Origin of the sequence: Dethiosulfovibrio peptidovorans (genome assembly GCA_002748665.1) — a bacterium.
GTDB classification, from domain to species: domain Bacteria; phylum Synergistota; class Synergistia; order Synergistales; family Dethiosulfovibrionaceae; genus Dethiosulfovibrio; species Dethiosulfovibrio peptidovorans_A.
In genome coordinates, this window is the sequence record PDTB01000015.1 from 179350 (window position 1) to 205011 (window position 25662).

The 25662-nt window shown below is 55.6% G+C and carries 23 protein-coding genes; 7 read left to right on the plus strand and 16 right to left on the minus strand.

Features of this window, described 5'->3' with window-relative positions; all coding sequences use genetic code 11:
* Positions 1 to 137: 137 nt before the first annotated feature.
* The 5 genes from tal to CSA35_02200 all read right to left on the minus strand — a co-directional run bounded on the left by tal (position 138) and on the right by CSA35_02200 (position 4865).
* The gene (tal, locus tag CSA35_02180) at positions 138 to 1214 is read right to left on the minus strand and encodes a transaldolase (protein PIE55263.1); all 1077 of its coding nucleotides are present in this window, start codon (positions 1212 to 1214) and stop codon (positions 138 to 140) included.
* 462 nt (positions 1215 to 1676) lie between these two features.
* Positions 1677 to 2549, minus strand: a complete 873-nt coding sequence (locus tag CSA35_02185; GenBank protein PIE55264.1) for a spermidine synthase — start codon at positions 2547 to 2549, stop codon at positions 1677 to 1679.
* A 97-nt stretch (positions 2550 to 2646) separates the two neighbouring features.
* Positions 2647 to 3279 (minus strand): hypothetical protein, encoded by a 633-nt coding sequence (locus tag CSA35_02190; GenBank protein PIE55265.1) that lies wholly within the window; start codon positions 3277 to 3279, stop codon positions 2647 to 2649.
* A 27-nt stretch (positions 3280 to 3306) separates the two neighbouring features.
* Positions 3307 to 3732 (minus strand): hypothetical protein, encoded by a 426-nt coding sequence (locus CSA35_02195; GenBank protein ID PIE55266.1) that lies wholly within the window; start codon positions 3730 to 3732, stop codon positions 3307 to 3309.
* On the minus strand, positions 3729 to 4865 hold the full coding sequence (locus CSA35_02200) for a hypothetical protein (GenBank protein PIE55267.1): 1137 nt from the start codon (positions 4863 to 4865) through the stop codon (positions 3729 to 3731). Before CSA35_02200 ends, CSA35_02195 begins: the two co-directional genes overlap by 4 nt.
* 516 nt (positions 4866 to 5381) lie before the next feature.
* Here CSA35_02200 and CSA35_02205 point away from each other — a divergent pair.
* Positions 5382 to 5897 carry a hypothetical protein gene (locus CSA35_02205; protein ID PIE55268.1) on the plus strand — a complete coding sequence of 172 codons (516 nt, stop codon included), beginning with the start codon at positions 5382 to 5384 and terminating at the stop codon, positions 5895 to 5897.
* A 113-nt stretch (positions 5898 to 6010) separates the two neighbouring features.
* On the opposite strand, the gene CSA35_02210 is transcribed toward CSA35_02205, so the two are convergent.
* From CSA35_02210 to CSA35_02225, 4 genes are all read right to left on the minus strand, one after another.
* Positions 6011 to 6961 carry a D-alanine--D-alanine ligase gene (locus CSA35_02210; protein PIE55269.1) on the minus strand — a complete coding sequence of 317 codons (951 nt, stop codon included), beginning with the start codon at positions 6959 to 6961 and terminating at the stop codon, positions 6011 to 6013.
* Positions 6958 to 8208: a glutamate-5-semialdehyde dehydrogenase gene (locus tag CSA35_02215; GenBank protein ID PIE55270.1), complete on the minus strand. Its 1251-nt coding sequence runs from the start codon at positions 8206 to 8208 to the stop codon at positions 6958 to 6960. Before CSA35_02215 ends, CSA35_02210 begins: the two co-directional genes overlap by 4 nt.
* Before the next feature lie 13 nt (positions 8209 to 8221).
* The gene (proB, locus tag CSA35_02220; protein ID PIE55271.1) at positions 8222 to 9343 is read right to left on the minus strand and encodes a glutamate 5-kinase; all 1122 of its coding nucleotides are present in this window, start codon (positions 9341 to 9343) and stop codon (positions 8222 to 8224) included.
* Between the two features lie 63 nt (positions 9344 to 9406).
* Positions 9407 to 12658 (minus strand): hypothetical protein, encoded by a 3252-nt coding sequence (locus tag CSA35_02225; GenBank protein ID PIE55272.1) that lies wholly within the window; start codon positions 12656 to 12658, stop codon positions 9407 to 9409.
* A gap of 131 nt (positions 12659 to 12789) precedes the next feature.
* Between CSA35_02225 and CSA35_02230 the strand changes: the two genes are divergently transcribed.
* Positions 12790 to 13050: a hypothetical protein gene (locus CSA35_02230; protein PIE55273.1), complete on the plus strand. Its 261-nt coding sequence runs from the start codon at positions 12790 to 12792 to the stop codon at positions 13048 to 13050.
* A gap of 58 nt (positions 13051 to 13108) precedes the next feature.
* On the opposite strand, the gene CSA35_02235 is transcribed toward CSA35_02230, so the two are convergent.
* The 6 genes from CSA35_02235 to arcA all read right to left on the minus strand — a co-directional run bounded on the left by CSA35_02235 (position 13109) and on the right by arcA (position 20478).
* Positions 13109 to 13915, minus strand: coding sequence for a diaminopimelate epimerase (locus tag CSA35_02235; protein PIE55274.1), 807 nt, complete (start codon positions 13913 to 13915; stop codon positions 13109 to 13111).
* 31 nt (positions 13916 to 13946) lie between these two features.
* The gene (locus CSA35_02240; protein PIE55275.1) at positions 13947 to 15632 is read right to left on the minus strand and encodes a sodium:proton antiporter; all 1686 of its coding nucleotides are present in this window, start codon (positions 15630 to 15632) and stop codon (positions 13947 to 13949) included.
* Positions 15629 to 16942: a diaminopimelate decarboxylase gene (gene lysA / locus CSA35_02245; protein PIE55344.1), complete on the minus strand. Its 1314-nt coding sequence runs from the start codon at positions 16940 to 16942 to the stop codon at positions 15629 to 15631. The genes CSA35_02240 and lysA overlap by 4 nt, the downstream gene beginning before the upstream one ends.
* Entirely contained in the window at positions 16939 to 17247 is a 309-nt protein-coding gene (locus tag CSA35_02250) for a hypothetical protein (protein PIE55276.1), read from the minus strand. Before CSA35_02250 ends, lysA begins: the two co-directional genes overlap by 4 nt.
* Positions 17248 to 17576: 329 nt before the next feature.
* Positions 17577 to 19127 (minus strand): hypothetical protein, encoded by a 1551-nt coding sequence (locus CSA35_02255; GenBank protein ID PIE55277.1) that lies wholly within the window; start codon positions 19125 to 19127, stop codon positions 17577 to 17579.
* A gap of 127 nt (positions 19128 to 19254) precedes the next feature.
* Positions 19255 to 20478, minus strand: coding sequence for an arginine deiminase (gene arcA / locus CSA35_02260; protein ID PIE55278.1), 1224 nt, complete (start codon positions 20476 to 20478; stop codon positions 19255 to 19257).
* A gap of 475 nt (positions 20479 to 20953) precedes the next feature.
* Here arcA and CSA35_02265 point away from each other — a divergent pair, with 475 nt between their 5' ends.
* The 5 genes from CSA35_02265 to CSA35_02285 all read left to right on the plus strand — a co-directional run bounded on the left by CSA35_02265 (position 20954) and on the right by CSA35_02285 (position 24709).
* Entirely contained in the window at positions 20954 to 21229 is a 276-nt protein-coding gene (locus tag CSA35_02265) for a hypothetical protein (protein ID PIE55279.1), read from the plus strand.
* A 94-nt stretch (positions 21230 to 21323) separates the two neighbouring features.
* On the plus strand, positions 21324 to 22439 hold the full coding sequence (locus CSA35_02270; GenBank protein PIE55345.1) for a pyridoxal phosphate-dependent aminotransferase: 1116 nt from the start codon (positions 21324 to 21326) through the stop codon (positions 22437 to 22439).
* Positions 22436 to 23056, plus strand: a complete 621-nt coding sequence (locus CSA35_02275; GenBank protein PIE55280.1) for a UDP-galactose phosphate transferase — start codon at positions 22436 to 22438, stop codon at positions 23054 to 23056. Before CSA35_02270 ends, CSA35_02275 begins: the two co-directional genes overlap by 4 nt.
* Entirely contained in the window at positions 23053 to 23676 is a 624-nt protein-coding gene (locus tag CSA35_02280; GenBank protein ID PIE55281.1) for a transferase, read from the plus strand. The genes CSA35_02275 and CSA35_02280 overlap by 4 nt, the downstream gene beginning before the upstream one ends.
* 4 nt (positions 23677 to 23680) lie before the next feature.
* A complete protein-coding gene (locus tag CSA35_02285; protein PIE55282.1) occupies positions 23681 to 24709 on the plus strand; it encodes a glycosyltransferase family 1 protein in 1029 nt (342 codons plus the stop codon).
* Here CSA35_02285 and CSA35_02290 read toward each other — a convergent pair.
* Positions 24686 to 25552 (minus strand): polysaccharide deacetylase, encoded by an 867-nt coding sequence (locus tag CSA35_02290; protein PIE55283.1) that lies wholly within the window; start codon positions 25550 to 25552, stop codon positions 24686 to 24688. The genes CSA35_02285 and CSA35_02290 overlap by 24 nt on opposite strands.
* Positions 25553 to 25662: the final 110 nt, after the last annotated feature.

The window sequence follows — 25662 nt, forward strand, 5'->3', positions numbered from 1 at the left end:
CCAGGTCGTCCACGTTTCAAGAAAGTTCTGCCATACCTCGTCTAAGCCGATGACCGAGGAATCAGCGAGAAATCAGCTATCTCCTGATCCACCCGAGAAAACTTTGCCTGAATGTATGACCTCAAGCTAACTAACTATCATTTTATCTTGGCGTTCACAGCTTTCAACAGCGAATCGAAGGCCTCCTGGAAGGCCGCGACACCCGCTGACCTCAAGCGATTTCCTATGTCATCCAGATTGATGCCCAGATCGGCCAGCGACTTTCGGCGCGTCACAGCCCCATCCAGGTCATGTTCGATTCGATTCGCAACCCTTCCATGCTCCAGAAAAGCCTTCAAAGTTCCTGGGGGAACGGTGTTTACCGTCTCAGGACCTATAAGTTCCTCCACGTACAGAGTATCCCGGTAGGCGGGATTTTTGGTTCCGGTACTGGCCCAGAGCATCCGCTGAGGGCTCGCTCCTGCTGCAGACAGTTTATCCCACTCAGGACCTGAGAAGATCTCCCGCCAGCAGCGATAGCTCAGTCGAGCGTTGTCCACACCAGCAGTTCCCAAAAGATCGGGGACTCGGCCCTCCACGAGAGGATCCACCGCACCATCCAGACGACTCACAAACAAAGACGCTACGGATCGCACACCGTTCAGGCTGTGACCATCTTTGATCCGCCGCTCCAGCCCCCGTATATAGGCCCGATTCACCGCTTCGCTATGGGCAAGGGAGAAGATTAATGTTGCGTTGACGCAGATACCTTCGGCCGTGGCATCTTCTATGGCGGTTATCCCAACCTCTGTAGCGGGTATCTTGATCATACAATTGGGGCGGTCCAAAAGCGTCCACAAACGTCGAGCTTCCCGCAGAGTTTCCTGACCATCATCAGCTAACCGAGGGTCGAGCTCTAAACTCACGAATCCGTCGTCTCCCCCTGAACAATCATACAGTTCTCGAAATTCATCGGCAGCTGCTCGGATGTCCTCCAAGACGAGGCGTTCGTAGATATCCAGGTCCGAGACACCGTCTCGTGCCAGTTCGGCAATGGGAGTATCGTACTCCCCTTCCGATGATATGGCTTTGTTGAAGATCGCCGGGTTGGAAGTGACGCCTCTGATTCCCTGTTGAATTAACCTCCTCAAACCTCCCGAGCTCAAAAGTCCTCGGCTGATATAATCGTTCCATACGCTCTGGCCCAGCTTGGCCGCTTCATGTACAGTTGTCATACGTTTTCTCCCTCACATAGATACTCTACCAGGACATTGCATAAAAAACGGAAGCCCCTCAAAGAAAAGGGGCTTCCCACAAAGACAAGCAATTACTCCTGATGAAAAAGCGCACACTCCTAATGCTGTCGTTCACTCTTTGAAGACTTCTGGTACGCTGAATACCTGCAAACATCCCACATGCGTTCTTAATACTATCACGGGTCATGAACAGAAGGAACTCCTTTCCAGCCCATCTGCATCGCCATCCCATCCCGACAGATTTGACTCGGCAAAGGGCATGTAATTTGACTCTCAAGTACATAATTTTTGACGACATGTAGTCTAAAAAAACAACGCTCAAATGTCAATCGCACTAGATCATCACAAGCGATGTTTCAGAAAGCACTTTGACGAACAAAACGCTTCTAAACTCCGAATGGGGATTCGTACACGTTCTTCCCGCAGACGACGAACGTTTCGTCAATAATTGCTCTTGACGTCCTGCCCGTTCTCCAGCATATCCTTCAAAAAAGGCGGCAAGGCAAAAGACGCCCGGTGAATCTCCGACGTGTAGTACTTTAGCCCCTCGGGGGCCTCTCGCAAAGGCGTTCTGGGATCGTGGTACTTGGACGCTGCGGCGTAAACCCACATTCCCGAGGGATAGGTAGGCATGAAGCCCAGGTATGGATAGACCGCAGGGAAGACCTCTTTCATAGCTCGATATGCCGGGATCATGATAGCAGCATCCGTAAAGGGCGATTCGATGTGAGCCACCATGAACCCCTCATCGCTGAGGGCATCGAAGACATCCCTGTAGAAAGGCGACTTAAAAAGCCCTGCGGCCATGTCCACCGGGTCCGTAGCGTCTACGATGATCACGTCGAATTCCCTTTGATGTTCTTTCATGTACACAAGGGCGTCCATGGGGCGAAGTTCCGCCTTAGGATCGTCCATCGCACAGCTCAAAGTGGGAAAGAATTCTCGGGACGCCGCCATGACCTCCTCGTCGATATCCACCAGGACGGCTTTCTCCACTGATGAATGGCGCACTGCCTCCCTCAGGGAACCGCCATCACCGCCACCGACGATGAGCACTCGCTTGGGATCGGGATGGGCACACAGAGCCACATGGGCCATCATCTCGTGATAACAAAACTCATCCTTCTCGGTCACCTGAATAGCCCCGTCGAGAACCAACATACGACCATACTCGGCAGTCTCAAGTGCCAGCAGGGACTGATAGGGGGTCTCCTTTCGAGTCAGTTCACGAGTAATCCTTAAAGACAGCCTCAGGTGTTTAGTAGATTCCTCGGTAAACCAAGTCTCATTATGTCGCTTCTCTCTGGACGTCATAGCCGTTCCCCTTTCGCAAAAGACAAGACGTGGCCAGCGACCACTGTACAATCAAGCAGTACAACACGCACAGGACAAAAACTGAAGTAAACGAGAGTCAGCGCCTCTCTCGGAACATCGCAACCTGATCCTCGTAATATTGACGGATCTTGGCACGATAGGCCGGAACCGATTTTCCCCGATACCTATCCAACGCCCGATCCACATCGCCGAAGGAACGTCTCATTGCATCCCGGAGAATGTGGCAACCGACCATGATGTTGGGCTTTGAGTGAAGCAGCTTGGCCGGTGAGCTGATCGACGGATAGACCTTGCGAATCCATTTTCTGTTCGCTTTCCAGTTGACCTGCATAAGACCATAAGCCCGACGGCTTTTTGCCTTGACCCGAACGGTGGATTCCTTCACGATGATGGACGAAACGAGGAAGGGGTCCAGGTCGTATCGCCGGCCGATTCGGTCCACGAGCTTTGCGTATTTTCGAGCCGACTTGGCACTCAGCTTGGGATTTTTCGTCTGAAAATATCGCGAGATGACGGCCATCCGAGCCTTGGCGTATTTCTTCGACCGATGACGGACCATGTAGGTCCAAGCCTTGCTGTGGACGAAGCGCCTCGACGAAGCTAGGCTCGGCCCCGGTATCGACGTATCCCAGACACACAAAAAAGACAGACACAGCAGAAGACGGCACAGAGATCGCCCGAGAACACCCCGAAAAAAACTCACAATCACCGTTCCTCCCTCTTTTTCTGGTAAGGACTAGGGACGTTCCTCCGCAAGTTCCATCAGTCGCTTCAGGGGAATGGCAACCTCCAAAACGTACGAGCCGTCTTTGCAGTACTCGGTAACGGAGGTTTCCCGAAAAAACCCCCTAGGAATCGCCTCATTTCCAGGAGAAGAACACCCTGTGAGCTCGCAGAATAGGCCGCTCACCCTTTCCCAGAGGGAGATTCGAGCCGCCCGCTTAGCTCGAAGATGGTCGGCCGGGAGTGTGGAGTTGGGAACAGGACAACTTCCAGAGACGAGAGCGACCTCCTCTGCCCAGTCCACCACTCCCTGTTCGAATTTTTGGCGCCCAACCACGTCACCGTGACGAAGATGGAGAGCTTCAGCTGAGAGCCCCCCAGCCCAGACGACGCTCCCCATAAGGCTCACGATACAGAGAGCCGTTCCCATGATTTTCATGGCTTCAGCCTTGCGCCAACTGTGGCAGCAGAGAGGTCGAGTACCTCGAAGCCTTGGCCGTCCAGAAAGACAGCCACATCCTCGGCACTTCCCTCCGTTGAGACATCCAGCTCAAGACGACCGTTTCGAAACGATCGGCGATAGACACCGACGACACCCTGAGCTCCCTGGAGGCCCTGCTCCAACGCTCTCATGCTTCCAAAGTCCAGCCCATCCACCGTCACCCGAACCGATCTCCCAGGGACACCAGACCCACCGCCAGTCAGCGCATACGCCACCTCGTTGACTAAGGAGACCGACGCGTGAGATGCTGCCTTTTTAAGCCCTTTGACCGCACCATCCTGCTCGCTCATTCCCTTGGTCTTGATTTCGGGAACCTCGATCCCCAGACTTTGACCAGTCTGTGCGATAACAGCCTTCAGGCTCATAAGTGTTCGAACCCCGTAGATGGTCTGACCAGAAACCTTCTGTCTCGCAAAGGCGGAGGAGAGTCCCTTACCGTACAGGATCACGTCGGCATTCACCTCTCGAGCCAGATCGGTCAGGGCCGCCTCATCTCCAGAAAGCCTGGCAGCCTCCATTTTTTTTGCCGCCAAGGCGTCCAACTGCCCTTTGTCCATCATGAGGAAGCCAGCTTTGTGGAATGCGGCCTCGACCATACCCTCGGCCGACGACAGGAAAGGACGTTTTTTCCCGATCATCTCGTCAACGACAACCACGACGCGAGGGTTTCCCAGAGCATCGATCACGGCCGGACCGAGCACCCCGTCCAACGCTTCCTGCTCAACGCGACAGCGACCACTCAGACGCAGGATGCCCTCGCTCTCCGATTCCTTGATAATCTCCAGATCTTGCACCAAACCCCGGGCCTTGGAAAAGACCTTGTCCCGAACGACCTGAAAATCCTTCATCTCCGTGATGCCCTCAACACGAGCTCCGATAGCTTGCTCAATCGCATTCCGATAGAGTTGTTTTTTCGCCATCTCTCGCGCAGAGGGAATGTTGCCATCGATAATAGCAGCCTCCCCCTCGACCATAACGACCTCACCCCACACGGGATACACTCCACCAAGGCACAGCAGAGCAATCGACAGAAAGAGGAAAACGGCTTTCATGTCCTTCTTTTTCAACAACGTACATACCCCCTGTCGTAGTTTGAACGTTCAAAATAAAACTTTCCGCTTATAGCTTATATACTACGGTCTCCCATCTTCCCCGTCAACGAGAAGCCTCCCCAGCGGCTGGAGCACGACCACATCCGATCGCATCGTTTCTTTCACCAGCCCCTGTTCGTGAGGTTCTTCCCTTGGTTTATTGCAGAGCCTATCGCTAGTTTATCAAATGCCGTGAACCACTGCCTATTCAGGCCATAAACTGTATTTTTCTCTATCAGCTCTCCCAGAGATGTCAAGTGCGTCTCTCACCCCATAGACGGCAGTGAGGCATCTTGTCTGTCTTTGATCCCAACGTACCCTCTGGACTATTTTTCTGGGACACTATACCTAGCACACATTATTCAGAAAAAGTTTTTGACATTGAGGTCAAAAAAGACGGGATTTTATGCTATCATTTTCTTTACAGGTTACGCTCGCAAAAAGGGGCACAAATCTTTGGCGTTTATCTGCCGGACAGCAAAAGGAGATGGGATAATGTACGAAGACGATAAGACCATGAAAAACCAGGCAGCGGAGAACGACGAGATGAACATCGAGAACGAGAGCGTCATTGAGGACGAGTTTGACGAGGACTTTGACGACGATTGCTGTTGTTCCGATTACGAGTCCGGCGGAGGTGAGAGCAAGCTCAAGAAATATGGCCTTTTGATCTTCGTCGTCGTTGTTTTCCTCGGGTTGTTCTCCGGAATCATGCTTCGCCTCGACCGGTTGGAGAACCAGATGGCCGATGCTCGAAAGGACGCTGTCGCCACGGAAACCTCCGTTATGGAGGCCACCAAGGCTATCGACGCTCAGATCGCCGAGATCAAGTCCTCCTTTCAAGCCATGGGAGAGCGCCTTGACATCATAGCAAAGGCCAACACCGGTGCTGTAGAAGCCGTCGAAGAGATGAAAAAGCTCTACGCTGACACGGACAAGGTCCTGAGAGAAACTTTGGTGGCTCGCGATCAGCTAATTCGGGAGATCATCAATAATCTTCGGCTTCCCTAAAAACGCATGTCTTTCTTCGCCTCCGATTTTTCCTGCAGGGAGTCGGTTAGACTGAAGAGTTTGCAAAAAAGAGACGGCGCAGAGCCTTAAGAAGGCTTTGCGCCGTCTCTTTTTTACGATATGCCTACGTTGCTTACCTGTTCTCGAAGGCTTTCTAAAACGATCCGATTCAAAAGGTCAGAAAAGGCGATCCCCTCCGCTTGCGCTGCCTTGGGCACCAAGCTGCAATCGGTCATCCCAGGAGCGGTGTTAACCTCCAGGATCCATGGCCTGCTCTCTTCATCCAATCGCATATCCACCCGGGAGTACACCCCGCACCCCGCGGCCCTGTGAGCCTCCTCGGCACTTCTGGCCACCCATTGGGCCACCGGAGTCGCCAGCTCGGCCGGAGCGCGGTATCGGCTCTTTCCGTCGTACTTGGCGCTATAGTCGTACAGCCCACCTGGGGGAAGAATTTCCACGGCGGGCAAGGCCCGAGGAATCCCTGACTCCTCCAAAATAGCTACTGATATCTCTCGACCGGGAATATAGCTCTCAACCAGAGCGCACGGTTCGTGACGCCACGCAAGGTTCAGCGCCAAGGCAAGCTCATCCCGACGAGATACTACTGTAACTCCAACCGAACTTCCCCCGCAACAGGGTTTGACAATCACGGAGCCCCAGCGCTCCACCTGATCCCCCACGTCATCGATCTCATCACCGGCTCGAAGCCGAAGCCCCCAAGGGACCTCTAGCCCCGCAGCGGCAAAAATCTTTTTGGAGAGCCATTTATCCATCGCCACAGCACATCCCGCCGGCCTTGACCCCGTGTAGGGGACACCGGACATATCCAGGACCGATTGAAGACGGCCATCCTCCCCCCATTCTCCATGGAGAGCGACAAAGTACAGATCCGGCTTGGGCTCTGACAAGACCCCAAAGATGTCCGAACTCGTCTCAAGATCCCGAACCGAGACGTGATGTCCGGCCTCAGTCAGTCCTCGTCCAACCGAAGCTCCACTGGCCAGGGAGACCTCCCGCTCAGGAGAATCGCCCCCGCACAGGACATGAATGCGAAGGCTCATCGAGCCCCCCGAATCTGACCACTCCCCAGAATACGGTATTTGACCGTCGTCAGTTGTTCGATGCCCATAGGACCTCGAGCGTGAAGTTTTTGAGTGCTGATACCCATCTCGGCCCCAAAGCCGAAGACCCCGCCATCGGTGAAGCGAGTCGATGCGTTGACGTATACCGCTGCAGCGTCCACCATATCGAGAAACCGTTGGGCCATGAAGTAATCTGAGGTAACGATGGCCTCACTGTGTCCCGAACCGTGACGATGGATGTGCTCCACAGCCTCATCCAGGGAGTCCACCATCTTGACGGACAGGGTCAAAGCCAGGTATTCGGTATCCCAGTCCGCATCGGTAGCAGGAGCCATGGGGGCCAAAGAACGCATCCGTCCGTCGCCCCGAAGCTCTACTCCAGCCTCGGTCATCGCTTGAGCCATAATCGGAACGAAGTCCGGTGCCACTGCACAATGAACCAAAAGGGTCTCCACGCTGTTACACACCGACGGTCTCTGGGCCTTAGCGTTAACGACAATCTTAACCGCCATGTCAATGTCGGCCGAAGCGTCCACGTACAGGTGGCACAATCCCATACCTGTCATGATGACCGGCACTGTCGCGTGACGACGAACAGCTTCTTTCAGCCCCTTCCCACCTCGAGGAATGAGCACATCCAAGGCATCAAGCCCCATGAGAGCATGAGTTACCTCCCGTCCGGGCTCATCCAGAAGCTGGACGGCATCTTTGGGGAAGTCAATCGACGAGAGCCCCTCCCTCAGAGATCGCGCGATGGCCCGGTTGGATTCGACAGCCTCCCGTCCCCCCCGAAGGATGACGGCATTCCCCGACTTGAGGCATAAACCGGCGCCGTCGGCGGTCACGTTGGGGCGGGATTCGTAGACCATAGCCACCACCCCCAGGGGAACCCGGACTCGGGATATCTCCAGCCCGTCCTCGTTGATCCAACTTCCCAGACCAGTTCCCACCGGATCGGGAAGCACCGCCACCTCCTCAAGGCCCCGAGCCATCGCCTCGACTCGATCATCATTCAGAGTGAGGCGCTCCAAAAGAGGCTCGGAGAGCCCCGCATCACGCCCTACCCTCAGATCGACGGCGTTGGCCTGAACGATCTGGTCAGATCGTTTTCTCAAAAAATTCGCCATGGCCTCAAGAGCCCGGTCCTTCTCAGATCGGGATGCCAGAGCCAGAAACCGGGCAGCCGATTTAGCCGCCTCACCCATGGCATTCAGATGTTCGTTCATCGCACAGACCTCCTCAAAGCACGGCCAGATTGTCCCTATGGACCACCTCGTCGAAGTCCCGCTCCCCCAGTATGGGCTCGATTTCATGACTGTGACGGCCCATAATTTTCTTAACCTCGGAACTATTGTAATTCACAAATCCTCGTGCCACCTCGGTTCCGTGGCTATCCTGAATCGAGACGATCTGTCCCCTGGGAAAGTCGCCTCGCACCGCCGTGATGCCCGATGGAAGGAGGCTCCCGCCTCCCTTGAGGAGAGCCTTGACGGCTCCATTGTCCACAACGATCACCCCTTGAGGCTGAGTCCCGGCAGCGATCCACTGCTTTCTGGCGTGCCGACCGTTTTTGGCAGGAAGGAACAAAGTTCCCACTTCCTCACCATCAAGGATTCGCCGGACAACATCCGCCTCGGCTCCGTTGCCGATGAGCATAGGAATCCCCGCCGGAATGACGATGTCCCCAGCGGCCAGCTTAGTGAACATTCCTCCACTGGCGAAGGTTGAACCCCGGCCGGTGGAGTTGCGACGTATCTCATCGGATATTCGCTCAACCGTTGAGAGCCTAACAGCATCGGGAAACTCCGCCGGATTTTTATCGTAGAGACCATCGATGTCCGAAAGGATCACGAGGACATCCGCTTGGATTGCCACGGCAACGAGAGCCGACAGGGTATCGTTATCACCGAACTTTATTTCTTCTACAGCTACCGTGTCGTTCTCGTTAATGATCGGTATAACACCGAGCCTAAGCAGCCCACACAGGGTGTTTCGGATGTTCAAGTAGCGATATCGATCGCTGAATCCGTCCCGGGTCACCAGGACCTGGCCGACAGTCAGACCATACTCGCCAAAGAATTTCTCATACATCTGCATCAGGGACGCCTGTCCCACCGCCGCGACGGCCTGTTTCATGGGGAGGGTCGTAGGGCGCTCCATGAGCCCAAGCCGACCGACGCCAGCACCCACCGAGCCCGAGCTGATGAGCACCACGTCACGTCCCTGGTTGTGAAGATCGGCCAATTCGCGAACCAGCCGCTCCAGTCTCATCAGGTTCAACATGCCCGTCGGGTGGGTCACCGTGCTGGTACCCACTTTGACCACGACCCGTCGACAGTCCTTTAATTTAGTTCGATCCATATCAACTCACCTCAAGAAAGGGACATCAGCAACAGGACCCCCAAGACGATGGAAAACTCGCGCTTAGTTGTTCTGATCTCCCAAAATACCTTGAAGAATTTTGCCCGCTTCCTCCTGGACAGCGTCCTTGATCTTTTCCTTGGCCTGTTCCTTAATCTGCTCCTTGACCTGCTGCGGCGTTCCGGTGGAGATCACACCAGGGATGGCCGGTTTAGCCTCCGGAACCTCCTGGCTCTCAGGAAGCTTGGAGGGACCGATCTTGAGGTCTTTCACAGAGGGAGATTCGGTTGTCCCCACCACCCTCAGAGAGATATCACGAAAATCATCTTTGGAGAAGCCCTGCTGGGCACCTCCCAAAGCGCCGCCCACCACCGCCGCCAGAGTTCCTACTCCGCCACCAAGGACGCCGCCAACACCTGCCCCCACGAGAGCCTGAAGGAGCTTCATATTGACCTCGCCGGTACAGGCCAGGTTGAGTTTTTTCTCGGGACCGATGGAGCCCGTGGCCGTCATTTGATGGTAGATGGGATCCCCGTCGTGGGCCGTGACGAGCGTGCCCTTATCCAAAATCAGGGCCGAGTCGATCACCCGAAAAGCGGAATGAGCCGAACGATACCGAATGCCCTGAGCACCGTACAGCGAGGCGGCCACGTCAGCGAGGGGGAACCCAATCATTTGACCACCACCAAGGTCCGCTGTGCCGACTCCCTTGAAAGCAAAGGGAGCCAGGGTTCCACTCCCTGAGAACTGGGCCTTTGCCGTACCTGAGATCGACCCCTTGATGCCAGCAAAATCCCGAATAAGAGGGGCCACATCGGTTCCTGAGACAGAGACGGTCTTGGAAAATTTATTGGCAGAGAAATCAACCCATCCCGAGCCTTTGAGCGCACCACCGTACAGCTGAGCGGAAGCCGCCGGACACTTGAGGACCGATCCCTTAAGCTCTAAGGGATACGATACGTCTTTCAACAGGACGTTCATCACCCTCAGAGACGGCGACGAGATGGACCCCGTTCCCGTTCCTTTACCTCCCTCAAAAGTCCCGGAGAAAACCAGAGAGACCACTCCGCCCACGCCGTACTCCTGAGCGTTCATGATACCCTTGGTGGCCTTGGAGAGATCCAAGCCATCGCCCGACAGGGAGAAACTCCCCTTGGGTCTCCCAGCGACATCCACAGTTCCCTTGAGCGACAGCGGACTTCCACCTATGGACCCTTTGGCCTCCTTGAGGAAGAAAGTCGTTCCCTCGCCACTCATGGCTGCCGAGATATCGTCCACCTCAAGCCCCCAGGCGACCACCTTGGGACTCGAGATCGCCCCCTCCAGGTCAGGAGCCGAGGCAGACCCCTTGACGGTAAGGGTACCTGACAGCAGACCGGTTACAGGCACAGGGACCAGAGTTCCGGCCTGAACTTTTGCCGCTGAGACGGCGAGGTCCAAAACGGGAGCTCTCTCCAGCCCCACGGTACCAGACGCACTCAGGCGACCGCCGCCCAAGAGAGCCGAGCCCCTGGTGACGGTGAAGTTCTTGGGGGTACCCTCGACTGCCAAATCGATCTGGGTGACGGGAATTCCCGAGAAAATCAGCTTGGGGGACGACGCCGCAAAGACAATGGCAGGATTGGTCATGACTCCCTGAAATCGTGCGGAGATATCTACGGCCCCGGTTACGATTCCCGAGGGGGCACCGAAACCAGAGGCAACGACTGCTGTATTCAACCCTTTCATGTCGGCTGTAAAAGAACCCGTCACCGGCTCTTTACCAAAAGCCACATGGCCCGAAACCGACAAAGGCGCTCCAAACCACTGGGCCTGAGCCGAAGGGATCTCCACGGCAGATTTTTTCAGGACAAAACGGACCGAGGCCTTCTCCAGCTTTTGACCGAACCCAGCCAGAGACGGAGCGCTGACGGTCCCAGCAACGGCCGGATCGTTCAGACTCCCTTTTACCGTCACGTCCAAGTCCAGATCCCCTTTGAGGGGAATTTCCTGCTGCGCCAGGGCGGAGACTAAGGCAATGGGTACCTGACGAGCCTTGAGCAGCAAATCTGCCTCGGGCGTTTTTCCGGTAAGAGCAACGGATCCTCCCAGATAGGCGGGCTGCTTACGCACTAAGGTCTTGGCCGAGATCTTCGCTACACCCTTGGGCGACAAGCTCACCGACAGCCAATTCTTGGTCAGAGGCTGCCCCCATACGGACAGAGACTGAGCCCGTGCCTTGACGGTCCCCTTGAGGGCATCGACCGGCCCCTCCAAGACCAGGGCAACGGACTCGACCACCCCAGAGATCTCCTTCGGAATCTGGGGATAGGTCGTTCGAAGTTTTCCAAGATCGGCGTTGGCAGCATTCATTTTCAGATCAATCCGAGGCTTGTCTCGACCGAACTGAGCGTTTAATCTCCCACTCAGGGGAACACCGGTCACAACAGCCTTGAGGGAGGGCACGTCCATAGCCATATTTTCATATTGCCATTGTCCCTCCAGACCGACGACCGACATTCCCGCCAGGGCTCCGTCGAAAGCCGTCGTCCCGGAGAGGACGGGAGTCGTGAGAGTCCCTCCAGCAGAGACTGTCCCAGACGCCAGGCCACTCACTCCGACGGAGGCTATCTGTGGCCAGAGGGCCGCCAACTCAGCCAGGTCGAGTTTGGAGAGGTCCACCTCGGCTGAGAGATCAGGCAGCAGATCTCCGTGAGCGGTAACCCGCCCCGATCCTACCGATAAATCCAACCTATCGACCTTGGCAACGGAGTTACCGTATGCTCCCACAAGCTGCCCAATCACGGTAAGTCCCCGATACCGTACATCCAGATCCAAATCGACTTCCAACATATCCTTCTGGGAGAGCCCCGCCGAGATATGGGCAATCTGAAGAGTCCCTTCAGGAAGTTTCAGAGCCGACCGACGAACCTCCACGGTCTTCACGGGCAAAGAGGGCCTCTCCCCCCCTTCGGAAAGCGGCAGATTGTCGATCAGGGCTTGAATCTGATCGACAGTCGTTGAGACCCCCAGCAGGGTAATCCGATCCACGACAGCCCCCTTGCCCAACAAACCTAAAAGGTTGGGCTTAACCTGGATGAGAGGGACCGCCAGGGAATAGGCTCCATCCTTGATCAATTGCAGATCCTTGACGTTGTATCCCTTAATCGGATTTCCCGAAACATCACCCAGGGACACTCGAGCGTCCATCGCTTTAGAGAGAGCTTTTATAGCTTGGGATCGAACCAGCCCCGTCCCCAGATCCGTGACGGCCAGCACTCCTACGAGCACCGCCACGAACACGAAAAGACCGATACCGACAGTGGTTTTCTTCATGGAGTATCCCTCCTTGTTATGTGTTGTATTTCATTGCAAAGTATAGCACGAGAGTAGCTGAGATGAAGAAAACCGTTGACCCAGGGCACAGGCTGGTATAGGATTAAGTTGATACGAAGGGAGTGGACATCATGGCTGAGATAACCGAAAAAAAAGAACCGAAGAAAAAAGATGGAGATCCGAACTTTCAGAATGTCGCCGGAGCCACACGCTACTCTCCCGTAAGCTTCCAAGCTGACATCCGAGAAGCCAAGGAAAATGATCTCGTCCGAGAAGCTGAGGAAAAACTCTTCCTTCACAACATAGATATAGCGGACAAACACCACCGCCTGGCTCTGGACCTTTCTCTGGATGATTTCTTATCCCCTAAATCCTCGGAGGAGGAAAAATAAACAAGAGGAGAGCGACGCCTGGAGACTGGTTCTCCAGGCGTCGCTCTCCTCCGTTTTTTCAGGCCTCGGCCTCTATACTCCCTTTGGCGATCACCGCAGTCTCGCCGCCCAGGAGTACCCGTCCTGATCTATCCACCTCCACACGATTAATACCACCGGCGTTGTGAACGATTACCGGACTCGTCATCTCACAAAAACGCTCCAGTGCTGACAGAGCCGCCGCCACCGACCCGGTACCACAGGAATCGGTGAGGTCTTCCACCCCACGCTCGTAGGTGACGACCCTCAAGGAGCTATCCTCAATCCTCCAGGAAAAATTGACGTTCGCCCCTTGGGGACCGAAGCGCTCATCGTACCGCAGAGTTCGCCCCCAGCGCCTCATATCATCCCGATTCAGATTGTCGGGGTCACCTGCATAGATCACCACGTGAGGCACTCCGATCACCCGAAGATCAGCGGGGACTGTCCGTTCCGATACATCCACGCTCCCAGACCAAATGGGCCCCTCGCCGAATATCCCCATGTCGAGCCAGACAAAGGGACCTTCAACCCAGGCTGACACCACACCAGCACCAGTCTCAAAGGTCATCCGAGCATCGGCAAACCCCATTTCGGAGGCAAATCGAGCCATGCACCGAGCACCGTTGCCACACATCTCCGCCTCGGACCCATCCGCGTTGAAGATCCTCATTCTGAAATCGTGACGATGAGAGAAGGAGGCCACCAAAAGCCCATCGGCTCCAATGGAGCGACGACGACGACAAACTCTCTTGGCCATAATTGACAGATATTCGTCACTCAGCCCTTCCATGTCATGAATCACGACAAAATCGTTCCCGTTCCCGTTCATCTTCCAGAAATCCACGGACCTTTCCTCCCTTGCCATAACACAACATTCACTCTGACGAGGTTGGAGCAGAGGCCCCGACGGAGACCTCATCCAGGCAGTAGTCCTCCACTGGGCTGGACAACAGGCGGAATGCCACCAGGGTTACCGCCGAAGCCAGTAACAAACAGACCGGTGCCCCAAGGCCCATAACGACGCCCCCGTACCCCACACCGGCTCCAAGAGCCGCCAACATGGCGTAGGGAACCTGGGTGTTCACGTGATCGATGTGGTCCGAACCGCTAAACATAGAGGACATAATCGTGGTGTCCGAGATGGGGCTGCAGTGGTCTCCCCACACCGATCCGGCAAAAACAGCTCCGATGGTGGGGATCATATGTGTCATGGGATCAATCCCTGTCCGAGTTGCCGCAGCTGCCACTAGAGGCACCATGATAGGCATGAGAATCCCCATGGTACCATAAGAGGTTCCGGTACAAAAGGAGATCACGGCTCCGGCAAAGAAGGTGATCAGGGGCAGCCACTGAGGACTAAGAAAATCCCCGGTCACCGACACGATGAATCCAGCAGTTCCGACCGACTTGATGGCAGAGCCAATCCCCCAGGCAAAAACCAGGATGAGGGACCCTACGAAAATGGCCTGAGCGCCCTTCATGAAGCCCCTGAACATGCGCCCCAGAGGGGCTACCTGCTGAACCGAGTAGAGCAGGATAGTCAAAAAGGTACTTCCAAAAGCACCGTAAACCAGGGCCTTAGAGCTGCTCCCCTCCCCAATAGCCTGGGCCAGACTGACCTCGGGCCAGCCCCCCGTGACGATCAACATAGAGAAGATCGTCCCCACCAAAAAGACAAGGGGCAAGAAAAAGTTTATTATCCGCCGGGGTGTCTCCTCGCCGGGGAACAAGTCGGGATCGTTGTCCGTAGAGCTCAGAGGCTGAGCCCCCTCTCGAAGGAGTTTTCCAGTTTCCCGGGCCCTACGCTCCGCCACCAACATGGGGCCAAAGTCCCGTCTCGATAGTACCACATAGGTCAGCAGCACCAAGGCCACGATGTTGTAGATCACAAAGGGGATAGACCGAAGGTACGTGAGATACGGCGACACCTGAATCCCAAGCTCGTTAAACTGCATGCCGATCTGCCCGACCATGTACGCCACCCATGACGAGATCCCGGCAATACAGGCGATCGGTGCCGCAGTGCTATCCACAATGTAGGACAGTTTTTCCTTCGAGATGTGATAGCGATCCGTCACGGGAGCCATCGTGGTTCCGACCACTGCGGTATTCACGTAATCCTCGAAAAAGATGACGAACCCGGCCAGCTCCGTGAAGAACATGGCTCGCCGACTGCTGTTTATTCGTCGAGAGATCCATCGTATAGCGGCATCCACACCACCGCCCACCTGCATGACCCCGACGAGTCCCCCCATGGTGAGACAGGTCAGGACAATCCGGGCCCCCCAGGGATCACCCAGGGAATTCCACAGAGATTCGACGGCGTTCCCAAAACCCAAAACCGGGTTCCATCCAGCTAACATGGTTCCAGCTACCCATGTCCCGACGAATAAGGACGGAATGACCTCCTTGGTGGCGATGCACAGCCCGATGGCGATAACTGGGGGCAACAGGGACAAAACGCCAAAGTCAGGCGTCACTTCCTGAGCCGCCGAAGCCACGTTTGCCCAGGCCATAACGGCGCTAACGCTCGTACAGAACACAACCACGGATCTCCTCATCTGTACAGACCTCCCTCTTGTTCACTCGTATTTTTGTCGTTCCACAGCTCCTCAGGCGAAACCTCACCCCGAAGAATATCGTCCAGACTCTGACGTGCTACCATAAGACGAGGCTCACCTTCTCTGGTTACAACCACCGCTGGTCTAGGCAGCCGATTATAGGCACTGGCCATAGAAAAATTGTATGCCCCGGTATTCAAAACAGCCAGCAGATCACCCCGCTTCAGGGGTGGAAGTTCGGCTCCTTCAACCAAAATATCGCCGGACTCACAACACCGCCCGGCCACCGTTACCGTCTGGTCGGCCGGATCCTCCATCCGATCGGCCGCCACACATTGATACCGGGCGCCATACAGAGAGGGGCGCGGATTGTCGGCCATTCCGCCATCAACGCTTACATAGGTTCGAACCCCGGGGATCACCTTGACACTCCCCACCCGATACAGAGTGATACCAGCAGGGCCAACGATCCACCGCCCCGGCTCAATGAGGAGCCTCGGCCTGGTGAGCCCCTTGCGATCGCACAGACCAAAAGCCCTCTCGGCGATACCACCCAGATATGATTCCAGATCTACCTCGACCTGGTCATCCGTCTGGGGGATGCCTATTCCGCCGCCGACATTGAGCTCCTGGACGAGGAACCCCCGCTCGCGTCTGAGATCCGCCATGAGATCCGTCACGATCTCCAAAGCCTGAAGACAGGCCCGGTTCTCCATAAGCTGCGACCCCACGTGAAAGTGAAAACCCCGAAGGTCCAAAGAGGGATGACCCATCGCCCATCCCACCGATAAGCTCAATTCCCCACCACCTATGGGAACACCAAATTTACAGTCCGTATGGGCCGTCTGAATATACCGGTGAGTTTTCCCTGTCACGCCGGGAGCCAACCGCAAGAGAACAGAGGCCCGCAGCCCCTCATCCTGAGCAAGACCGGCCAGAAGGAGCAGTTCGTCCCGACTGTCCACAACGTACCGTCCCACTCCGGACCTCAGAGCCATTCTCAGGTCCTCCTCAGTCTTATTGTTGCCATGAAAAAGCACCCGATCCATGGGAAACCCGGCCTTTACCGCCGTGTAGAGTTCGCCGGGAGAGACCACGTCCAGCCCAAGCCCCTCAGAGGCCACCAGGGAACACATAGCCATAGTCAAAAAAGCTTTTCCGGCATAGAGAACCTCGACATCGTCGTATCGGTCGATCCATGCCGAACGTATCCGTCCGATCCGACGCCGAACCTCCGTCTCGGACAGGACGTACAGAGGCGTCCCAAACCTCTCGGCCAGATCGACAACGTCGCACCCGTCAAATATCATATGTCCCTTTTCTGCCACACACTCCACCCTCTTTCGAGATAGAAAAAACCGAGATGATATGCCGCCCCCCTCAGGGACGAGCCACCATCTCGGTCAGCACGCGGTACCACCCTGCTTGGACGCCACGACCAAACAGAGACAGAGACCCCGGAAAAAGAAAACGGCCCGCCCCATATGAAGGGACGGGCCAACATGCCCGCGGTACCACCCTGCTTGGACGCTTCTGCGCCCCGCTCGAACCCTATAACGGAGGTCAACCGGGCGACGTACTCCAGCGACTCTGCCGCCTTTCCGCCCCAGCTCACCGGGCCTTATCCCTGAGAAGCCTGCGTCCAGAACCTCTTCCAGCCGATGGAGGTTCCTCTCTGGTCGTTCGCATAAAACGCATCTCAAGGCTTCCGGTTCATCGCTTTTAGCTGTATTGAACTTGAAAAGTATTATACAAACCTCCGCAAGGCTGTCAAGAACTTTTTGAGAAGTACGCGCAACATTTCTGTGTCATCTTGCTCAAAAAGGAAACTGTTTTTCTCCAGAGACGAGAAAAGTCATTCAGTGGAGTACCCACTTCTTCAATCCTTCTGGCGTGTTCCTCCAGCAAGTGAAGTCTCTCCTAGACTGTACGGTTTGTCTTCCCTCATCGACCAGCTAAAGACCGTACTAACTCCTCCACCAGCTCAGGAAGCACCGAGAAGGCGAAACGCGGCTCCAGGCGCTCGGTGGCTTTATGGATATCCATGCCAAAAGGTCCCAGATTACAGACCGGAGCGTGAACTGCGGCCATGGCCTCCAATGGGACAGAGTACAGCTCTCCCCAGCCAGCCATGTTCTCCGTCAGAATCGTTGCCTCATCGCTTCGCCCCAGATAGCTCAGGTCGGAGATCCCTTCAAAGATCGGCTCACGAAGGGGATCGACTCCCAGCTCCCTGGCCCGGACAAAGACGGTATCCAAAGCCTGGTCCAGAAAATCCTCAGCCTGATCGTCATCTCGTCGCCTCGGCGGATACCAGGGCGGCAGAAACCCCACCACCGCCAGGGGGCCTTCCAAAGCGGAGCGATCCAGCAGGTTCAGCACCAGGGAACAAGCCCGATCGACCACCGAGCAGCTACGAGCTGAGCAATCTGCCCCAACAGAACCATCAGGGACCATGTCCCGAAGCTCAGATAAGGACAGAACCTTCGGGGTATTCAGTTGAACAGATGCCCCCACAGCCCGAGCTGAGCGCTCGGTCATCTCCAGCGCCCGATTCAATCCCTCCTGAGCACCCGATCGCAGGATATCCAACAGCTCGGCTGGAGTTCGGTTCCAATACAGCAAGTTATATCGGGCCATAACCCGGTCATAGAGAGTGACCGAGTAGCCATCCCGCAGAGGCTCCAGGCCCAGGCAGGCGGCAGGAGGAAGGAATCGGTCACCGATCTGATCCGCCGAGTCAGGATGTCCCTCTATTGCCGCGTTGACCTGACCCGCGATCTGAACAGCACTGATTCCCTTGAAGAATTCACCCACATGGCATCCTACTCCAACAGAGAGGACAAAACCCATGGCTTTTCCGATGGAGCCCCGGTGAACCGGCCACTCTCGGCTTCTGGCCGCCACGTTGGGCTCGCCGTTCACCCAGGCTACCACGGACAATCCCCGGCTCTCAATCCATCGAGCAGCCTCGGAAAGGACGCCTCTCATTCCCAAGGACAAATTTTCCTCATCGGGAACTGCCACGAACAGGATGTTGCACGGAGGATTCGTCCCCCATCGCTCCATCAGAGCCATGTGTACCGCCAAGCCGCACTTCATGTCGGCGGTACCTCGACCGAAAAGCCAGCCAGCCTCCAGATCTCGTCGAACTGCTGGTGTCAGATTCCGATCAGACATAGCCGCAGCCAACCTCTCGGGGTCAAAGGCAAGGGGAGCCAGATCTCCGTAGATAGCCGTGCTGACAACGTCAAAATGTCCGGTCAAACCCACAGTGAGAGTCGTAGGATCCGACGCCCGAAGAAGAGCCATCACCGCCAAGCGCCCTCCGCAGTCCACTAAAGAGAGATTCTCAGGAGCATCGGCAAAAGCCGGCATAGCAGCCAGGATAGTGTGAATCCTCCGGGCCATCTCGTCCTCATGATCGGACTGGGACACGCTTGGGATCGAACAGAGATCCAGCAGGAGCTCTCGAATACGACGGTCTATCTCCACGGGGAGAAACCTCCTTCTCACAGGAATTCAGACATATCCCTGCATAGATCGATTATAACAGAGGGGACGCACCCTGCTACGGACACGTCCCCTCGTACGGTATGCTCAAAACTTACGTAGAAGCTGCCTACAGATCATCCCTCACGAGAGGCATACTCATGCAACGGGGACCACCCCGTCCTCGGGAGAGCTCTGCACTGGGAATGATGATCGTCTCGACCCCATTATCCTGAAGCAACCGGTTAGTCTTGACATTTCGATCATAGACGACCACCTGCCCAGGAGCGATAGCCAGGGTGTTGGAGCCATCGCTCCACTGCTCCCTCGGAGCATCAATAGGATCGCCACCGGCACAACGAATCAACGAAACCCGATCCAGATGGAGCGTTCGCTTGAGAACCTCCTCAAGGGTGGCACTCATCTCCTGGAACCTCAGATTATCGCCGTCTTTCTCTATGGAGACCACCTGAAGCGGCTCCTCAATCGCGGGATGGATGGTGAACACCTCCCTGTCAATCATGGTGAAGACCGTATCCAAATGCATAAACGCCCGTTTTTTAGGGATATCAAAGGCCAGAATCCTGTTAAACGTCTGTTCGCCGCCGAGAACATTACGAGCCAGGGTCTCCACCGACTCAGCATCGGTTCTTTCGGAGATACCGACGGCCAAAACCTCAGGGCTCAGGATCAGCTCGTCCCCACCCTCCAGGGACGTATGCTCACTTCGGTCAAACCAGATCGGGATGGAACAATCGGCAAACCGAGGATGATGAGCGAAGATATACTTGGCGAACAGATTTTCCCTGTTGCGGGTGACGGTTCGCATGTGGTTCAGGGAGATGCCTGTCCCGATGGTGGCGAAAGGATCTCTGGTGAAATACAGATTCGGCATGGGATCGACCACAAAGGGGCTTTTCGACGCCAGATGGTCGGCCAACGAACGGCGGGTCCTCCTTGAAAGCTCGCTCCATCGGACACCGGACATCATGGAGTCAACCATGGAAGCTGGCTCTTTTGAGAGAAAAAAGTCGGACAGTTCATCTCGCGTCCCCTGCCCCAATACTCCTGTCTCTTTGAGAAAATCCTGAACAAAACACGTCCGTACCTGGGGATCCTCCAGAGCCTGGGTAGCCAGATCCGCAAGGTAGAGAACCTCCACCCCCCGATCCATCAGGACACGGGCAAAAGCATCGTGCTCTTTCTGAGCCACTTCCATGTAGGGTATCTCATCAAATAACAGCTGAACCATAAGGTCGGGAGTGAGATTTTCCAGCTCTCGACCAGGACGGTGAAGAAGCACCGTCCTAAGACGACCGATCTCGGATGTTACTCGCAGCGGTGAGGCTTTCATCGGGTAGACCTCCTGTTTTTTTCAATGTATGCATCGGGCGACATTCATTTCGTCGCTCTTCTTCCAAGTCTATTCTATAAACCATTTTTGTCAATAGGTTTATTTTATTTCTTTTCTCCTCTCAGCCAAACAACCTATAATGCACCGTGAAATAGCATCATGCCTCGCTTTTTGGATCAAAAAAGCGGACAAAAAATAAACTGACCTACACGTAAAAGGCAAAAAAACAAGTCTACCGTATCCCGGGCTTACAACGATCAGACATTACTCAAGGCGAGAGGGCACAGGAAGTATCCTTCGAGGCGACGGTACGGAGCACGAAGGTCAAAGATACGTTTGAGCGAGACAGGGCTCTGGCGAAACGACCTGAGGCTGAGAGACTCGGATGTAGGTTTTTAGAGGCATCCTACAGAAAAAATCCAAAAATGACGATGAGTAGTATATACACATGCCAAAGAGAGAGGAGAGACGACCTATGACCGATCGAATGAACAGCATCCGCCCCGTAGGCTCTATATCCCCCACCAAGCTTCGGCGGGTACAGCGACGTGAAAAAGACGGACGGAGTAGCAACCAAAACTGGCAGGAAACCCTGGAAAACGAGCTGAACAATCGACAAGACGACCAGGAACACGGTCCAAAAAGCGACGACAACACCCAAAAGGACGAGCTCTCCGAGGAGAAAAAAAACGACGCGCCGCCCCCGAGCCGCCCTATCCTGGTCCCGCCTAACCTGGACATCAAGGCGTGATACAATACTCTGCAGATAAAAGTTTTCACTACTTTCGAAGAAGGTGACCACTGTGCCCACGTCGAACAAACGAATCATCCTCTCGCCACCCCACATGAGTGGCGACGAACTGCGTTTCGTCCACCAGGCTTTCGAATCGGGTTGGATTGCTCCCCTGGGCCCTCAGGTAGATGCTTTTGAAGCCGAAACCGCCCAATACATCGGTCGTCCCTGCGCTCTGGCCCTCAGCTCGGGTACGGCAGCGCTTCACCTGGGCCTCCGACTGCTGGGCGTTAGTCCCGGCGACGTGGTACTCTGTTCCAGCCTCACCTTCGTCGCCTCAGTAACCCCAGTCATCTTTTTGGGCGCTGAGCCTCACTTTATCGACTCGGACGAGGAGACCTGGAACATGTCCCCCCAGGCCCTGGAACGGGCATTGGCAGACCTCGAACGCAAAGGACGACGCCCCAAAACCGCCATCGTCGCCGAGCTGTACGGTCAGTCACCCAGGTGGGACGAACTGACGTCTATCCTCGACCGCTATGAGGTGCCCGTCCTGGAAGACTCGGCCGAGGCCCTCGGCGCAAGCTACAAAGGCAAAAAATGCGGAACCTTCGGCAAACACGCCGTCCTCTCCTACAACGGGAACAAAATCATCACCACATCGGGCGGCGGCATGCTCCTGACCGATGACGAGACCTCCCGTGAAAAAGCATTCTTCTGGGCCACCCAGGCTCGTGACGCAGCTCCGTGGTATCAACACAGCGAGATCGGCTATAACTATCGCATGAGCAACGTCCTGGCCGCCATCGGTCGAGGCCAGATGCTTCACTTGGAGGAGCGGGTGGAGAAAAAACGCGACATCTATGACCGATACGTCCAGGCCCTGAATGTCATTCCGGGGCTGTCCTTCATGCCCGAAGCTCCTGGGGGACGCTCCACCATGTGGCTCACCGCCCTCACCGTTGATTCCGCCATCACAGGTACCTCAGCGATGGAGCTGCTCACAGCACTGGGAGAGGCCGACATCGAAAGCCGCCCGGTCTGGAAGCCCATGCACCTCCAGCCAGTCTTCGAAGGCTGTGGCTACACCGCCCACGACGAGGAGAACAGCGTCAGCGACCGCCTCTTCGCGCAAGGCCTCTGCCTTCCCTCAGGTACTGCCATGACCGACGCCCAGCAAAACCGGGTGATCGAGACCATCCTCAAGGCCCTCAATCACTCCCGATGAAGCCTCACCCGTCCGTCACCAGCCCTGTCAAACGAGGCACTGACATCGCCCTTTCGGGGCTCGCCATTCTCCTCCTGAGTCCCATAATGCTCCTCACCGCCTTGGCTGTGGCCCTGGCGTTAGGGCGCCCAGTGTTTTTTCGCCAAAGGCGTCCAGGACTCTCTGGCACGCCCTTCGAGATGCTCAAATTCCGCACCATGACCGACCGGAAAGACGTACAGGGGCGACTTTTACCCGACGTACAAAGGCTCACATCTTTCGGCCGATTCCTCCGTAGCTCGAGCCTGGACGAGCTCCCCGAGCTCATCAACGTCCTCAAAGGGGACATGAGCCTGGTGGGGCCCAGGCCCCTGCTTATGAACTACCTGCCCCTGTACAGCCCCGAACAGGCCAGACGTCACGACGTTCGCCCCGGCATCACCGGCTGGGCACAGATCAACGGCCGAAACAGCCTCACCTGGGAGGACAAATTCTCTTTAGACGTCTGGTACGTACGGCACTGGTCTCACAAGCTGGATCGGCACATCCTGGTCAAAACCCTGGGGGCCGTCCTCCGACGAGAGGGCATCAGCGCCGGGAATCACGCCACCATGCCTCCCTTTCAGGGGCCATCATGAGCTCGCTCTACGTCCTGGGTGCCGGCGGCCACGGCAAAGTCGTCGTGGCAACCCTTCAGGCCATGGGCCGAAAAATCACGGCCATCCTCGACGACGACCAGACCATCTGGGGAACCTCTCTGTGGGGCATCCCCATCTCGGGTCCCCTCCAATCCGTGGAGGATAAAAAAACCCCCGAGGCGATCATCGCCGTGGGGATTAACTCCATTCGAAGGGACATCGCCCAACGGATCACCAACGTTCGATGGATCGCGGCTATCCACCCATCGGCCACGGTACACCCGTCGGTCACCATCGGTGTCGGCTCGGTTATCTTTGCTGGAGCCGTCATCCAACCCGATACCGCCTTAGGCAAGCACGTCATCGTCAACACCGGTGTCACGATAGACCACGACTGCCGCCTGGGCAGCTTCGTTCACGTCGCTCCGGGAGCTCACCTCGCCGGTACGGTCAGCCTTGAAGACGGCGTCCTCATGGGTATCGGCAGCTCCGCCATCCCGGGCGTCTCCGTAGGAGCCTGGACCACCGTAGGCGCAGGGGCTGCTGTCGTCTCCGATCTGCCGAGGGAAACCGTAGCGGTCGGCGTTCCGGCAAAAATTTTAGATCAAACGAGGACATAAAACCATGAAAAAAGCCCTCATAGTCACCACCGTATCCGTCACCCTTGAAGCCTTCCTTCTCCCCCACGCCCGGGCGATGAAAACCAAGGGCTGGCAGGTGGACTGCCTGGCCAACGGCTCGGTCAAAAGTGAAAAATGCCAGGCGACCTTCGATCACTGTCACGACATAGCCTGGGGACGAAGCCCTTTGAACATACACAATTTCACGACGTATCCCCGGATGATCAGAAACCTGGTGAAAGAAAAGGGCTACAACGTGGTTCATGTCCATACCCCGGTGGCCTCCTTCGTCACCCGTATGGCCCTGCGGCATCTCCGCAAACGCACAGGCACCAAGGTGGTCTACACAGCTCACGGATTTCACTTCTACAAAGGCGGCAACCCCATCAAAAACGCCGTCTTCCTCTCCCTGGAAAAACTAGCGGCAGGTTGGACCGACCGCCTCGTCGTCATCAACAGCGAGGATTACGAAGCTGCCGTCCGCTATCTGCTGCCCAAGAAACAGGTGCTGTACAAAAAAAACGGCGTAGGCCTCGATCGTTCCTACTACAATGCCGAAGCCATCCCCGAAGAAGCGATACAAAAAGTCCGTCAAGCCATGGGCTTGACGGACTCCGACACACTCTTCACCATGATCGCCGAATTCAACAGAGGCAAACGGCACACCGACCTCATCCGGGCCTTTGCTCTCCTTGATGATCAAGACTCTCAGCTGGCATTGCTGGGAAAGGGCCGCCTCATGGAGCGATGCAAAAAACTGTGTAAGGATCTAAAAATCACAGATCGGGTACACTTCATGGGACACGTTCCCGATGTCAGGCCCTATATCCTGGCCTCACGAGCAACAGTCCTCCCCTCAGAACGGGAAGGACTGCCAAGAGCCGTCATGGAAAGCCTGGCCCTTGGCGTCCCCGTCATCGGTGCAGACGCCAGAGGCACGAGGGATCTGTTGAAAAACGGCGGAGGATGGATAGTGCCGGTGGGAGGAATTCAGGAGCTTGCAGCTCTTCTACACAAGCTCAGTTCCTGCTGACATATTTAAAGCATCTTTGTACCGACACAGCGTGACATCTCCCTGAAAAGACCGAAGAGCTTTTAAAATCTCCCGATACTCGGGTCTCGCTACAAAATCATAGGGATCAAAATACAGAGTACCAAGGAGCTTCTCCCTTACAACCTTCTCCAGCAACACCTCAAAATCCCTGGGCATACATCGCCCCTGCTCTGAAAAAGGTCGTTTTTTATTAAAATAGTTAAAACTATCAAAGGAGGCATACCCCATACCGGGAATAGTCGCTGTGGGGAACTCCAGCAACTCCACCCCTTTCACCTTTAAAGGACGACAAAAACCATAGTCACCCCCGCAGGTCGTCGACGACGAATAAGCATAGCCCAACCCCTTAAGCATATCATACAGGTGCCACCGATGCTGAGGTCCAAAATGCGGCATTCGAAAGCCTTTCGGCTCAACCTCACAGACGTCAGCAATCGCCTCGTGAGCCTCCCTGATCTCTCGCCGCTGTTCGTCGAGAGGCAAATCATTCCACCGACGGCGATCAAGCTCATCGTTATCGGGGTGCCTCATAGAATGATTAAAAATCTCATGTCCTTCACCTACAAGCATTTTATGCTCATTGGGATATTCTCCTACCCACGTTCCGATGCAGGCAAAAGAAGCGGGCACCCCAAATTGAGACAGCATAGAACACACCTGAGGTAACGCCGCTACATCCCGACGAAAATCAACGTCGAAAGACAGAACAAACGCGGGCTCCCTCCACGGACAGGACTCGTAAAACAAGGGAAACGAAAACCGCTTGCTCAGTCCTTTTGTGAGACGCACAGTGGCGCTGGAATTTAAAAAATCATATAGCATTCAAGACACCTATTCAACGACTGTCTTCAACAAAAACATGCACAACCATCATTAAATAAACCAAGATATCGCTTCAAACTACATAACACACCCCTCGATTTCATTTAAAG

Excerpts from the sequence above, each read along its gene's own strand:
- CSA35_02185 (PIE55264.1), bottom strand. The coding sequence starts at position 2,549 with ATGACGTCCAGAGAGAAGCGACATAATGAGACTTGGTTTACCGAGGAA.
- CSA35_02270 (PIE55345.1), top strand. The coding sequence starts at position 21,324 with ATGAGTGGCGACGAACTGCGTTTCGTCCACCAGGCTTTCGAATCGGGT.
- CSA35_02290 (PIE55283.1), bottom strand. The coding sequence starts at position 25,552 with ATGCTATATGATTTTTTAAATTCCAGCGCCACTGTGCGTCTCACAAAA.
- CSA35_02230 (PIE55273.1), top strand. The coding sequence starts at position 12,790 with ATGGCTGAGATAACCGAAAAAAAAGAACCGAAGAAAAAAGATGGAGAT.
- CSA35_02280 (PIE55281.1), top strand. The coding sequence starts at position 23,053 with ATGAGCTCGCTCTACGTCCTGGGTGCCGGCGGCCACGGCAAAGTCGTC.
- CSA35_02210 (PIE55269.1), bottom strand. The coding sequence starts at position 6,961 with ATGAGCCTTCGCATTCATGTCCTGTGCGGGGGCGATTCTCCTGAGCGG.
- arcA (PIE55278.1), bottom strand. The coding sequence starts at position 20,478 with ATGAAAGCCTCACCGCTGCGAGTAACATCCGAGATCGGTCGTCTTAGG.
- CSA35_02285 (PIE55282.1), top strand. The coding sequence starts at position 23,681 with ATGAAAAAAGCCCTCATAGTCACCACCGTATCCGTCACCCTTGAAGCC.
- lysA (PIE55344.1), bottom strand. The coding sequence starts at position 16,942 with ATGATATTTGACGGGTGCGACGTTGTCGATCTGGCCGAGAGGTTTGGG.
- proB (PIE55271.1), bottom strand. The coding sequence starts at position 9,343 with ATGGATCGAACTAAATTAAAGGACTGTCGACGGGTCGTGGTCAAAGTG.
- CSA35_02240 (PIE55275.1), bottom strand. The coding sequence starts at position 15,632 with ATGAGGAGATCCGTGGTTGTGTTCTGTACGAGCGTTAGCGCCGTTATG.
- CSA35_02265 (PIE55279.1), top strand. The coding sequence starts at position 20,954 with ATGACCGATCGAATGAACAGCATCCGCCCCGTAGGCTCTATATCCCCC.
- tal (PIE55263.1), bottom strand. The coding sequence starts at position 1,214 with ATGACAACTGTACATGAAGCGGCCAAGCTGGGCCAGAGCGTATGGAAC.
- CSA35_02215 (PIE55270.1), bottom strand. The coding sequence starts at position 8,208 with ATGAACGAACATCTGAATGCCATGGGTGAGGCGGCTAAATCGGCTGCC.
- CSA35_02225 (PIE55272.1), bottom strand. The coding sequence starts at position 12,658 with ATGAAGAAAACCACTGTCGGTATCGGTCTTTTCGTGTTCGTGGCGGTG.
- CSA35_02195 (PIE55266.1), bottom strand. The coding sequence starts at position 3,732 with ATGAAAATCATGGGAACGGCTCTCTGTATCGTGAGCCTTATGGGGAGC.
- CSA35_02205 (PIE55268.1), top strand. The coding sequence starts at position 5,382 with ATGTACGAAGACGATAAGACCATGAAAAACCAGGCAGCGGAGAACGAC.
- CSA35_02275 (PIE55280.1), top strand. The coding sequence starts at position 22,436 with ATGAAGCCTCACCCGTCCGTCACCAGCCCTGTCAAACGAGGCACTGAC.